This is a genomic window from Synechococcus sp. CBW1108 (assembly GCF_015840335.1).
Classification (GTDB): domain Bacteria; phylum Cyanobacteriota; class Cyanobacteriia; order PCC-6307; family Cyanobiaceae; genus Cyanobium_A.
Window position 1 is genome coordinate 3,101,982 of the sequence record NZ_CP060395.1, and the last position, 12,462, is coordinate 3,114,443.

The 12,462-nt window shown below is 59.6% G+C and carries 9 protein-coding genes; 4 read left to right on the forward strand and 5 right to left on the reverse strand.

Features of this window, described 5'->3' with window-relative positions; genetic code table 11:
• The first annotated feature begins 1 nt into the window (after position 1).
• Positions 2-4,927 (forward strand): hypothetical protein, encoded by a 4,926-nt coding sequence (locus H8F27_RS16760; RefSeq protein WP_197149665.1) that lies wholly within the window; start codon positions 2-4, stop codon positions 4,925-4,927.
• Here the strand turns inward: H8F27_RS16760 and H8F27_RS16765 are convergent.
• The gene (locus H8F27_RS16765; protein WP_197149667.1) at positions 4,882-5,574 is read right to left on the reverse strand and encodes a hypothetical protein; all 693 of its coding nucleotides are present in this window, start codon (positions 5,572-5,574) and stop codon (positions 4,882-4,884) included. The two genes, H8F27_RS16760 and H8F27_RS16765, sit on opposite strands and share 46 nt — an antisense overlap.
• Positions 5,575-5,956: 382 nt before the next feature.
• On the opposite strand from H8F27_RS16765, the gene H8F27_RS16770 reads away from it, so the two are divergent.
• Positions 5,957-7,516: an IS1182 family transposase gene (locus H8F27_RS16770; RefSeq protein ID WP_197148363.1), complete on the forward strand. Its 1,560-nt coding sequence runs from the start codon at positions 5,957-5,959 to the stop codon at positions 7,514-7,516.
• Positions 7,517-7,626: 110 nt separating this feature from the next.
• Here H8F27_RS16770 and H8F27_RS16775 read toward each other — a convergent pair whose 3' ends face one another.
• Positions 7,627-8,232, reverse strand: coding sequence for a hypothetical protein (locus tag H8F27_RS16775; protein ID WP_197149669.1), 606 nt, complete (start codon positions 8,230-8,232; stop codon positions 7,627-7,629).
• Positions 8,229-9,701, reverse strand: coding sequence for a TerB family tellurite resistance protein (locus H8F27_RS16780; RefSeq protein WP_197149676.1), 1,473 nt, complete (start codon positions 9,699-9,701; stop codon positions 8,229-8,231). The genes H8F27_RS16775 and H8F27_RS16780 overlap by 4 nt, the downstream gene beginning before the upstream one ends.
• Positions 9,702-9,977: 276 nt before the next feature.
• Between H8F27_RS16780 and H8F27_RS16785 the strand changes: the two genes are divergently transcribed.
• Both H8F27_RS16785 and H8F27_RS16790 read left to right on the forward strand, forming a co-directional pair.
• Complete coding sequence (locus H8F27_RS16785; RefSeq protein ID WP_197149677.1) at positions 9,978-10,712, forward strand: type IV toxin-antitoxin system AbiEi family antitoxin domain-containing protein; 735 nt, start codon at positions 9,978-9,980, stop codon at positions 10,710-10,712.
• A complete protein-coding gene (locus H8F27_RS16790) occupies positions 10,709-11,632 on the forward strand; it encodes a nucleotidyl transferase AbiEii/AbiGii toxin family protein (RefSeq protein ID WP_197149679.1) in 924 nt (307 codons plus the stop codon). Before H8F27_RS16785 ends, H8F27_RS16790 begins: the two co-directional genes overlap by 4 nt.
• Positions 11,633-11,720: 88 nt before the next feature.
• Here H8F27_RS16790 and H8F27_RS16795 read toward each other — a convergent pair whose 3' ends face one another.
• Positions 11,721-12,122: a type II toxin-antitoxin system HigA family antitoxin gene (locus tag H8F27_RS16795; RefSeq protein ID WP_197149681.1), complete on the reverse strand. Its 402-nt coding sequence runs from the start codon at positions 12,120-12,122 to the stop codon at positions 11,721-11,723.
• Between the two features lie 8 nt (positions 12,123-12,130).
• Positions 12,131-12,427 carry a type II toxin-antitoxin system HigB family toxin gene (locus H8F27_RS16800; RefSeq protein WP_197149682.1) on the reverse strand — a complete coding sequence of 99 codons (297 nt, stop codon included), beginning with the start codon at positions 12,425-12,427 and terminating at the stop codon, positions 12,131-12,133.
• Positions 12,428-12,462: the final 35 nt, after the last annotated feature.

Here is a 12,462-nt window from a genome sequence, read left to right on the forward strand (position 1 = left end):
CATGGCACTACCAGGCATCAGCAACGCCAACGAGTTCTATTCCGCCCACTACCTCGAGAGCGTTCTGACGAACGACATCAAGAAGGTGCGCGAGCGCTGGGCTGAAGAGGCCACGGCCCAGCTCCAGGCCGATCCCACCTCAGATGTCTCCACACCGGAGGTGCTGTTCAAGGGGCTGCGCAAACCCTGGCAGAAACTGCGCGAGGCCGAGCTGGGAATTGCAAACGACCCAGCCGAGCGCCTGCGGCTCCAGCGTGAGCTGTTCTTCCAGCCTCTGATGCAGGCCCTGGGCTACCCCTACGCCCCCAAGCCCGAACCGGTGTTGATCGGTGGTGAGCCCTACCAGATCCCTCTTCTGGCGGAGGTGAACAACGCCAAGGGCGAGCCTTGGCTGTGGGTGGTGGAGTGCTTCAACCCCAGCGATGAGCCCGCAGACCCGCTCGAGCTCACGATCGCGACGAACTGGGCCTGCCAGATCAACGACCCATCCCTCGGAATGGTCCTGGAGGGGGAAACCTGGGAGGAACTGATCTCCGAGCGAATCTTCGCGCAGGACATTCCGCCGCGCTGGGTGTTAGCGGTGAGCCGCGACCAGCTGCTGCTGATCGACCGGCAGAAATGGGCGGCCTCACGGCTGCTGCGCTTTGAGCTCGATACGCTGCTGGGCGAGAACAACCCCGATGCGGTGCTGGCGGCGGCCACGTTGCTGCACCGCGAGCACACCTGCCCCACAGGCGGCGGCACACCGTTGCTTGATGAGCTGGACGAGAACAGCCATAAGCACGCCTATGAGGTAAGCGGCGATCTCAAGTACGCCCTGCGCAAATCGATCGAGCTGCTCGGTAATGAGGCGATCCACTGGCGCCGCAGCAAAAGCGAAGGCGTGTTCAAGGGCAAGACCGACGCCGACCAGCTGACGCTGGAGTGCCTGCGGTACATGTACCGGCTGCTGTTTCTCTTTTATATCGAGAGCCGGCCCGATCTGGGCTATGCGCCGATGGGCAGTGACGTGTATCGCCTCGGCTACAGCCTCGAAAGCCTGCGCGAGATGGACACCGCCGAGCTCGGCAGCGAGGAAGACAAAGAAGGCACCTACATCAGCGACTCACTGGATCGGCTGTTCCAGATGATCTGGGAGGGCTACCCCAAACGTGAGGACGCCACAGCCCAGCTGCCGATAGCCGATGCCGGCGACCCCTTTCACGACAGCTTCCGCCTCACACCCCTGAAGGCGCACCTGTTTGACCCCGAGCGCATGCCTGCGCTCACCCGCGTGCGTTTCCGCAACGTGGTGCTTCGCGAGGTGATCGAGCTGATGTCGCTCACCAAGGAAGGCAAGGGCAAAAGGCGCGGCCGGGTGAGTTACTCCCAGCTGGGCATCAACCAATTGGGTGCTGTGTATGAGGCGCTGCTGAGCTTTCGGGGCTTCTTTGCAGAAGAAGACCTGTTTGAAGTGCAACCCGCCCCCAAGAAGGACAAAGCAGCCGCCAGCGATGACGACGACGAACCAGGAAACAGCAACGAAGAAGGAGGCGATGACACAGACAGCGCCATTGCCAGCGGCCAGGAGCACAACGAGCTGGAAGTGGGTCACTTCGTAACGGCCGAGCAGCTCAAGGCCTATATGGCAGAAGAGATAGTGGCCGAGAAAGACACCGGTAAACCCAGGTGTCACCCCAAGGGCAGCTTCATCTACAGGTTGGCCGGGCGCGACCGCGAAAAAAGCGCCAGCTACTACACGCCCGAATCGCTCACCCAGTGCCTGGTGAAATATGCGCTCAAAGAGCTGCTGCCAGGTAAAACAGCAGCCGAGATTCTGCAGCTCAAGGTATGTGAGCCAGCAATGGGTTCAGCCGCGTTCTTGAACGAAGTGGTGAACCAGCTGGCCCAGGCCTACCTAGAGCTGCGCCAGCAGGAAACCGGACGGAGTATCCCCCACGAGCAGTTCGCCACCGAACTCCAAAAGGTGAAGATGCGCCTGGCCGATCAGAACGTTTTCGGCATTGACCTCAACCCGGTAGCGGTTGAGCTGGCTGAGGTGAGCCTCTGGCTCAACAGCATCTTTACGCCAGAGAACGGGCGTGCGTTTGTGCCTTGGTTCAGCCAGCAGCTGGTGTGCGGCAACTCGTTGATCGGTGCCAGGCGCCAGATCTACCGGGTGAACCAGCTACCCACGGGTAGTGGTCGGAAGGCGAAGCCCAGCAAGCTCTGGCATGAACACGCTCCAGAGGAGCTGGCCTGGGATGTGGAACTGCCGGAAGGTGCAATCTTCCACTTCCTGCTGCCCGATCCGGGCATGGCTGCCTACAAAGGCAAGGTGATTAAGGAGCTGGAGCCAGAGGCCATCGAGCGCTGCCAGCGCTGGAACAAGGCGTTTGTGGGTGAGGCGTTCAGTGAGTCCCAGATTTCCCACTTGCTGCGGCTTAGCAAGCTGGTGGATGACCTATGGAAGGCCTGGGCCGAGCAGCAGAAACAGTTACGCCTGCGCACTACCGATCCGCTGCCGGTATGGCCAGAGAGCGAAACAACTGGAGCAAACGACGTTGCCTGGACATCGCTGGAACTCAAAGACCGCATCCAAGAGCAGGAGGTAAATGGCCGTGATGTGGCTAACACCAATGCCCGCCTGCGGCTGAAGTGGGCGATGGACTACTGGAGTGCGCTTTGGTTCTGGCCAATCAACGAGGCAGGTTCATTACCCAGCCGCGATACCTGGCTGCTGGAGCTGAGCATGATCCTGGGTGATCTAGAGCAGGGCGTGACGCCCGAGCTGGGCCAGGGGAATTTATTTGCCGACACGCAACCCAGGCAACTTGCGGTGGACTTTTCCGACCGCCACGGCTTTGTGGATGTGGAGAAGCTCAAGGCCGAGTTTGAGCGCCTGCGCCAGGTGGAAGCGGTGCGCGAGCGCATCCGGCCGCTGCACTGGGATCTGGAATTCGCCGATCTGCTCAAGGGCGGTGGCTTTGATCTGATCGTGGGCAACCCACCCTGGCTGAAGGTGGAGTGGGAGGAGAAAGGCGTGATCGGTGATGCCGACCCGATGGTGCTGATCCGCAAGGTGAGTGCCAGCGAACTGGCGAAGCGGAGGAATGACGCATTTGCCGTCCATCCAGATCTGCGGGCGGCCTATCTGGAAGAGTTTGAGGGGCAGAACGGTAGTCAGGCATTTCTAAATGCGGTGGGCAATTATCCGCTATTGAAGGGCAGCCAGACGAATCTCTATAAGTGCTTTCTGCCGCAAGCCTGGCGGGCGGCCTCCGAACAGGGGGTTCAGGGGTTTTTGCATCCGGAGGGGGTGTATGACGACCCAAAAGGCAAAGCACTTCGAGCCACTCTTTTGCGATCGCTCCGTTGGCATTTTCAATTTCAGAATAAGCTATTCTTATTTTCCGAAGTGCATGATGAAACTCGCTATAGTATCAACATTTATCAAAAGCGCTCAGGCGCTGATGAGAGCCGTAAGTTTATTACAATTGCAAATCTATTGCATCCGAAGACTCTTCAGGCCTGCATGCAAGAGGGGGTGACAGGTTTGTCCGTTCCGGGAATCAAAGATGAGAGCGGCAAATGGATCCTAAGTGGCCATCCATCGCGTGCAGTTTCTGTCGGCATTGCCGAGCTTCAACTTTTTGCCCAATTGTATGATGAGGCTGGGACTTCTGCTTACGAGGCTCGACTACCGTCAATTCATACGCATCAGCTCATAAGCGTGCTGGAAAAGTTTGCAAGTGTACCCAGGCGGCTTGGCGATCTCCATGGGGAATACATCGCGCTGGAGATGTGGCATGAAACCAATGCTCAGAAAGAAGGCACTATCCGGCGAGACACCAACTTCCCCGACACTATTTCCGAGCTGATCTTGTGTGGCCCACAATTTTATGTGGCTTCTCCACTGTACAAGACACCTAGGACAGTTTGCTCTAGTAATCAAGCATTTGATTGTCTTGATCTTGCTGCCCTGCCCGACAACTATCTCCCACGCACCAACTACTTGCGGGATGTTTCGCCTGCTGAATACCGCGCCCGCACTCCTCGGGTGCCGTGGGGGGAGAAGAAGCCGGTGACGGAATACCCAAGAATCTTTTTTCGGAGGCAACTCAGCCAGTCAGGGGAAAGGACCCTGATCCCTACACTCATACCCCGTGGCGCTGCACACATCGCGGGTGCACTGAGCGTGACCACGTGCAGAGTGAATCAGTCAATACGACTTGCATCTGTATCTGCATCAGTTCCAGTCGATTTCTTTGTGAAGACTACCGGCAAGAGTGATATCAGAAATGAACTGGCCAGGCAGATACCCATGCCCGAGTTTGAATTGGTTAGCGATAGTGCATTGCACGCCAGGATGTTAACTCTGAACTGCCTCACCACCCACTACGCCGATCTCTGGAGCGAGTGCTGGGTCGAATTCTTCCGCCAGCAACGCTGGGCCAAAGACGATCCACGCCTGCTTAACAGCTTCTTCAGCAATCTCACTCCCATCTGGCAGCGTGATTGTGCCCTGCGCACCGATTACGCCCGCCGCCAAGCCTTGGTGGAGATCGATGTGCTGGTGGCCCAGGCCCTCAAGCTCACGCTCGATGAACTGATCACCATCTATCGCGTGCAGTTTCCGGTGATGCAGCAATACGAACGCGACACCTGGTACGACCGCAATGGCCGCATCGTGTTCACCGCCAGCAAGGGACTCACCGGCGTCGGTTTTCCCCGCAAGGGTTCAGGCCGTGGCGCCAACAAAACGACCGGCTGGGAGGACATCGCCGACATGAAGACCGGCACGGTTTCCCGCACGATCGTTGATGACACGCTGCCTGGTGGGCCTGTGGAGCGCACGATCACCTATGAGGCACCGTTTGATCTCTGTGATCGGGTGCAGGACTATCGGGTGGCTTGGGAGTTCTTTGAACGGAATCGCGTCGGATAGGCCAGCTCCTGACTTAGGAACCCATCGCGAACAAGCTCTTTAAGCCGAAGTGAATTGTCGAGGTGACCGACCAAAGCCTCAGATCCAGCGCGAATGTCTGCGGCGTCGTAAATCATGATTGGCAAACCGGCCAGCTGCTCGTAAGCATTAGCCAGTCCGGTTAATGCGTTAAGGGAGGCATCAACCTCCTCAATGCGAGGCCATTCAAGAACTGATTGGTCCTCTTTCTGGATTGCATCAACATCAAGATGGGCAACCGCTTTGTTCCTGCGGCTCTTAAGTCGCTTGGAGCAGTCATGGGCAAGTTGGAGCTTCCCATACAGGTGAATCGTCTGATTCTCCTGGAACATCGCTTCGGCCAACTGAACTAGCCGAGAAAAAGTCATGTTCATATTGCTATAGCCTTGCCTTGCAGGATCTAGCAGTCGCACTATGGATAGCTCGATCTGCTGGAGCAAGGCAAACTGCACAGCATGAAAAAAGCCACCAGCGCACTGATTAAGGAGGTCAACTCGCTCCTTGGAGTGTCCAAATAAACTCTTGTACTCGTGCCAACGAGAGTGCAGAGTCACTAGCTGGATTTTCAAGAAGCGATGGGTTTGCCTTAGTTCCTCGCCAGAGCAATGTCCGACCTGGCTGCTACTCATCAGCTTTGCCCGCGGCGAGATAAGCCTTCTTAACTAGTTCGCTGAGAACCTCAGAGTATGTGACTATCTCTCCCTTACTGAGCCGCAATCGGTATCGCCCCCACCGCTTGTCATAGTCCATCACGTCTAACTCAGAGGCCTCGATAGCGGCTTCCGTTTCCTGGGATTGTGGCAATCGCACCTCCACTCTCAAGGCGTTCTTCTGTGGCCTGAACTGGACGAAGTTATTGGGCTGACCATTTGTGGCCAAACCGATATAAAACTTGTTGTATTTCAGCTCTAGGAGGCTGTTGCGCGTAGATCACCCAGCGACACTCCACAGACGTATCCAAATCTGCCCTGATCCCAGTGACAGCAGTGGATCTGGGCGATAAAATGGGGCATGCAGAAGCGCAAGACCTTTCGTCCCTGGCAGCCGGAGCAGACCTCCTTGCTGCCGGCCTCACCGAGTGACTGGCTGACCGCTGACCATCAGGTGTATTTCCTGCTCGATCTGGTCGATGAGCTGGATCTGTCGGCGATCGTGATCCCTGCCCAGAGCAAAGATCCCCGTGGCGAGAAGGGTTTCGACCCCAGGATGATGACGCTATTGCTGCTTTACGCCTACTGCGTGGGCACGGTCTCCTCCCGGAAGATTGAGCGGGCCTGCTACGAGGATCTGGCCTTCCGGGTGCTTACCGGCAACCAGCAGCCGGACCACAGCCGGATCAGTGAGTTCCGGCGCCGCAACCTTGAGGCCCTGAGCGAGCTGTTCGTTCAGATCCTGCGCCTCTGTCAGGCGGCCGGCATGGTCAGCCTGGGCCATGTGGCGCTGGACGGCACCAAGGTGCAGGCCAATGCCTCCAAACACAAAGCGATGAGCCACGAGCGGATGCTCAAAGCCGAGGCGCAGCTCGAGAAGGAGATCAAGGAGCTGATGCGCCGGGCCGAGATCCTTGATGCGCAGGAAGACGGCAAGTACGGCAAAGGCAAGCTGGGCAGTGATCTGCCCAAGGAGCTGCGGCGGCGCGAGGACCGGCTGAAGAAGATCCGCCATGCCCGACAAGCGTTGGAGGCAGAAGCAGCGGCCGCCGCTGCCCGTGATCGCGCCAAGCAGGCAGCAGAGGCAGAAGCTGCGGTGGCGGATGCTGCTGCTGCTGCCGATGCCGCAGTAGCGGATGCCAGCGAACAGCAGAAGCTGGCTGGCAAAGCAGCCAAGGCGCAGGAGAAAGCAGAGGCCGCCAAGGAGCTAGCGATCGAGAAGGCCCAGGAGGCAGGCCTTGAGCCGGAAGGATTGGATCCTCAGCCGGCTGACGCCATGCCTTATCGCGGCCTGGCCCATCGGGCCGATGGCAGCCCCACAGCCGCTGCGCAGCGGAACTACACGGATCCAGACAGCCACATCATGAAAAGCGACGGCAACCTGCTGCAGGGCTACAACTGCCAAGCGGCCGTCGATGGCGATCACCAGGTGATCGTGGCGATGGGCGTCAGCAACCAACCGCCGGATCCAGAGCACCTGGTGCCCATGCTGGAGCGCACCATGGCCAACACCACCCAGGTGCCCAGGACGTTCATTGCTGATGCGGGCTACTGGAGTGAGGACAACGTTTCTGCCTGCGAAAAGCGAGGCACCGACCCCCACATCGCGACGGGCAGGCTGCCGCACGGTCAGCCATTACCACCGATCTATGGCCCGATCCCCAAGGGGCTGGATGCCAAAGGCAAGATGGCCCGCAAGCTACGCAAGAAAGAAGGCCGAGAGATCTACGCCAAGCGCAAAACGATCGTGGAGCCGGTGTTTGGTCAAACCAAAGAAGTGCGAGGGCTGCGGCGCTTCCTGCTGCGCGGGCTGGCCAAGGTGAATGGGGAATGGATGCTCTGGGGAACAACCCACAACCTCAACAAGCTGTGGCGCCACCTGAAGAAACAGAGGCTGCAGGAGGCGATGGCAACGGGATAGGGGGGCAGACCCCCACGGCTGAGCAGAAGTCAGCGAACCGCGTCCGAAATTCAAAGGAAGACGGTAAAGAAAGAAGTGCCGAGCTGCGCTGGATGGCGTGAGCGGCGGCGCTACGAGCGACACACTCCTAGCCCTGGAGCGAACTCAGCTACCAATTTCAACACTTCATCGGCCATTGCTACTGTTGCTTTTGAACCTCTTGCTTCCCAGTAAGCGCGATCGGTCACTTCCTGCAATTCTTCGTCTTCATCCACCAGCCCGAAGCGAGCCTCATCCAGCACGGTGGTGAACAGCAGAGACACTGTGCCTGAGAGCTGCACCGCACTCATCTGGATCGCGATCAGGGGAATGGTGCCGTTGAACAGGGAAATCACATTGAGGAATCTGGCCGTAATCTCCTCTGCCACGATCACCGCCGTGTGCTCGTACTGGGGATAGCGCTTTCGCTCGATGTCCCAGTATTCGATCGTGCGGATGATGTGAGATTCATCGGTCTTCCCGAGCTGTACCTCCACCTCGTAGCGGTGGCTGGCCTCCGCGTCCTGGAGAAGCAAATCCAGTCGGCCCGCCCTGGGCTGGATGCGCTCCTTGTCCTTGAGCACCACATCCCCCAGCCCAAGGATCTGAGGGTTTTCGGCAATGCGGTCCTGGACCCATCGCTCGGTTAGCTCCGAGTGGCTCTTGAGTGAGAGTTTGATGATCGGTTCGTACTTCATTTCTTCAGCTGCTCCACCAGCACCGCGAATTGAACCTTGTACTCATCCTGGCTCAGCTCCCCAGCCGCAAACCGCTGTGTGAGCCGCTCCATCCCGGCCAGGATCACCTCATTGGTTTTCTCCTCCACCGTCGCCTCGAAGACCACCGCTGCGGCGTCCGCCTCCGCTGGCTTGTCCTTGTTGAAGAGCTTGCCCGCCCAGCCCAGAGCTTCTCCCACCTTCGCTCCGGCTCGACTGGCAAAATCCCCGGCAGCAAACAGCGCCTGATCAAAGGTGCCATCCTCCCTGCGGAACCGCTTGGCCAACTCGGGCTGTTCCTCCAGCAGCTGCTCATGGCCGAGGGCCTCCAACAGCCGAGCCAGTACCCCCTCTTCAGCGGCCTGCAGCTCGCCATCGGCCGCCGCGATCAGGCAAAAGCAGCGCGCCACGGATTCCCGGTTGGCAGGTACCTGTATCGAACGCAACGACGCGCAGGCCCCATCGAGATCGGCGTTGACCTTCTCCGCCAGCCGCTGCAGCTCCTCCTCCGGCAGGGCCAGCTGCTTGAGGAAGGTGAGATACACCTCCCGTTCCTTGTCATCGAAGTTCCTGTCGGCCAGAGCCAGGGCCATCAGGCCCTCGAGCACCGCCACCTCCGCCTGTTCATTACGGCCGATCTGCCCCTGCAGCCGCCGGGTCTCCTCCCGCAACGCAGCCGACACGCGCACGCCATGGCGCACCCGCGCTCCCATCACCCGTGTGGTGGCGTAGTTCCAACCCGCTGAGATCCCCACGCCCACGATCGGCACGGCCGTCTTGAGGATCGCCTTCTGGGTCACCTGCTTGGCGATCCTGGGGCCGAGCACCGTGCCCGCTGCGGCCTGGATCAGCGGAGTGTTGCCGTGGATCAGGCGAAACAGCTGGGCCCGCGCCACCTCCGGCCCCAAGGCCTTGAGACACAGGCCCCCCACTTCAGCCACCTTCACCCCGTAGACCACGGCGAAGAGCCTGGTGAGCTCCTCCGGGTCGTCGGCAGCCAAGGGGATGTCGTACACAAGGTGGAGGTCAAACGCCAAACGCAGCTGCAGGCGCACGGTGTAGAACACCTCCGCCATCACCGCCGTAATCGCGGCCGGCAAGCCCACTCCGGCGGTGAGCACCGCTGCACTGGCCGTGGCCCCTGAGAGCCCACCGGCAATGGCTGCGTTTTTTTCTGCCAGTTCGCAGAGCTTGCCGGCAATCGCATCGGTGGGGAGGCCGGGGTACTTGCCCCGCAGGTAGGCGGCCCCGCCCTGTTCCATCACCTTGCGCTCGTAGCTGCCCAGGCAGCTCATGAGGAACTTGTTGAACCAGGTGCCGTCCTTGATCGCCTGAACCCCGAAGGACTGGACGGTGTGCTTCAGATCCGCGAATTCCTGCAGGATCCCGGCCTTTATCGCCTCAGGGTCATAGCCGCCATCACCATTGCCGGCTGGGTTGGAGTTGGCCACAGGGGGGAGGTGGTAGTGGGGGATGTCTACTCACAATCCCGTTCAATCGGTCGCATTCGCTTACGCGTTCGGCTAAGCCATTCACGGCCGAGCCCCTCTTGTGCGCCACCACAGGCCACGACCTGTGCATGAAAATCATGCACCAGTTCTTTTACTAAGCGAATTGACGCTTAAAACTCATACACTGTGCTGCGCATGTCCTGACGCGGCCCAGGGCGGATGCCTACAGAAGCTGGATGGGAAAAAGGCTGCAGTTCTGTCATGATGCGAAGTGTGGTGCGATATTCATTCAAGGAGGCCCTGGCACACCTTCCCCGCGGCGGCCCCTTGGGGCTGGATCTGCTGGCCGCCCACGGCATCACGGCCAAGCGGGCCTCCGCTCTGGTGCACTCGGGCTGGCTGTTGCGCCTCGGCCGCGGTGCCTACGCGCTTCCCGGCGACACCCTCCAGCGGGATGAGTGCCTGGCCTTCCTGGCGAAGCAGGTGCCTGGCCTGCATGTCGCCGGCAAAACGGCCCTGGCCTGGCGTGGTGTCCGTCACAACCTGGCCTACAGGGAAACCGTGGTGCTCTGGGGTGATCAGCCGGCGCGCCTTCCGGATTGGCTTGATGACGTCGTGCGTGTGCGCTACCGCGTGGCCCACATCTTTGCTCCGGAGCTGCCGGCGGGTCTGGGCTTGGCACCCCTGACCGGCGGCCATCCCGAACTGCCCGTGTCCACTCCTGAGCGGGCTTTGCTGGAGCTGCTCAGCGAGACCGGCAGCACCGAAGGCCTGGAGGAGGTTCGCCACCTGGTGGAGAGCACGCGCAACCTGCGGCTCCCGCTGTTGGATGAGCTTCTTGGCTACCTCACCCGCATCAAAGTTGTGCGCCTCGCAGCTCTTCTTGCAACCGAGCTGGAATTGCCCTGGGCAGCGTTGGCCCAGCAGCACAGCCGCCGCCTCGGCGGAGGTCGCCGCTGGGTTTCTGTGGGTCGTACGGGTGAACGGCTGGATCTGGCCGCAACCCCATGAACGGCGTCTACACCGCCACGGTTCGCCAGTTGCTGGACATCGCACCCGTGGTGTTCGAGTCACCCAACTTCGCCATCAAAGGTGGCACCGCCCTCAACCTGTTCCTGCACGACCTGCCCCGTTTGTCGGTCGATATCGATGTGGTGTTCACCGACCACACCCTTGATCGAGCAACCGCGTTGCAAGCCATCTCCAGTGAATTGCGGGTGATCAGCGACAAGCTTGAGGCCATGGGCCACGAGGTGCTGCTGCACAGAAACAGCGCCAACAACGAAAGCAAGTTGAAGGTCATGAGCCCGCTGGCCGAAGTGAAGGTGGAGGTAAATGAGGTGTTTCGCGGCACCCTGCTCCCGTTGCAGCAACGATCCCTCTCACCAGCCACGGAGGAGGAATTTGCCCAGGCGGTCACCCTGCCCTTGCTCGCCACCGCTGAGCTCTATGGCAGCAAGCTTGTGGCCGCCATGGACCGGCAGCATCCCGGCGATCTCTTTGATGTTCATGTTCTCTACAACGACATGGGCCTGACCCCAGAGATCGTGGATTGCTTCGTGGTCTATCTGGCCAGCCATAACAGGCCGGTGCATGAGGTGCTGAAGCCCCGTCTGCATCCGTTGGAAGCCACGTTCGCCAATCAGTTCGATGGCATGACCCGCGCTGAGATCAGCCTGGACACACTGGAGCAGACCCGAGAAGGTCTGGTGCAGGACCTGCCCCGCGCCCTCACCGATCAGCACCGCACTTTCCTGCTTTCGCTGGTGCAGAACCAACCCCGCTGGGAGTGCATGCCGTTTGCCCATCTGAAGGAGCTTCCGGCCATCCGCTGGAAACTTCAGAACCTGGCAAAGCTGAAGGGTGCCAAGCGCGCAGAACAGCTGCAGGGGCTTGAGGCCTGTTTTCAGCAGGAAGAAGGACTGCGCTGATGCCTCAGCGCCGCGTTCCACCCCACCACGCCAGTCATCAGGGCACCGGGCGGGATTGGTTCCCGCAGAGTCTGTGCCCTATCGACGCCTACACCGCCACGCGGGCTGTGGAGCTCTGAGCCGCTGTGCTGCCTGTGCGACGAATCAACACATCAGCTGGCAGGTCAAACTTCTCCACCAGCTTTCGGATCATGGCCAACGTCAGCGAGCGCTGGTTGTTCATCACCTCTGAGATACGCCCGCTGCTCCCGATGACGCCTTCCAGGTCTTTGCGCGACAGGCCGCGTTGCTCCAGTACGAATTCAATCGCGGCAATAGGCTCAGGTGGGCTGATGGGATGATGCTTGGCCTCATAGTCATCAACCAAAACTGTCAGCACTTCAAGCCGATCCCGTTCAGGACTGCCTGATGATGCATCCAGGCAGCGATCAATCTCTTGAAGGGCAAGCTCGTAATCGGCTTCGTTGCGAATGGGCTTGATGGGTTGCATGAAGTGTCTCAGATGATTGAAGCGTCGATCTTGTCGTACTCGGCGTGGCTGCCAATGAATCGAATAAAGATCGCTTTGAAGTCGTAGTCCACCTTGACGACGAGGCGATATTTGTTGCCGCTGATGTTGAAGACAACCCTGTTGTTCGCAAGAAAACTGGCACTTGCAAACTTGTCTTTGATCTCCTGGGGATTGCTCCAGCTGGCCGCCTTGGCCAGGGCATGCCAGGCCTTGAGGGGTTGTTCAGCATCGCCATGGCCTGACTCCCAGAACTGCACCAAGGCTTTCTTGGCGATGACGCGCACTTGAAATGGCAGCTCCTCCCATTATGGGAGGAAAG

What these genes read in the sequence shown, in the direction of transcription:
- H8F27_RS16770 (WP_197148363.1), top strand. Translation starts at nt 5,957, where the DNA reads ATGCAGAAGCGCAAGACCTTTCGTCCCTGGCAGCCGGAGCAGACCTCC.
- H8F27_RS16760 (WP_197149665.1), top strand. Translation starts at nt 2, where the DNA reads ATGGCACTACCAGGCATCAGCAACGCCAACGAGTTCTATTCCGCCCAC.
- H8F27_RS16795 (WP_197149681.1), bottom strand. Translation starts at nt 12,122, where the DNA reads ATGCAACCCATCAAGCCCATTCGCAACGAAGCCGATTACGAGCTTGCC.
- H8F27_RS16775 (WP_197149669.1), bottom strand. Translation starts at nt 8,232, where the DNA reads ATGAAGTACGAACCGATCATCAAACTCTCACTCAAGAGCCACTCGGAG.
- H8F27_RS16765 (WP_197149667.1), bottom strand. Translation starts at nt 5,574, where the DNA reads ATGAGTAGCAGCCAGGTCGGACATTGCTCTGGCGAGGAACTAAGGCAA.
- H8F27_RS16790 (WP_197149679.1), top strand. Translation starts at nt 10,709, where the DNA reads ATGAACGGCGTCTACACCGCCACGGTTCGCCAGTTGCTGGACATCGCA.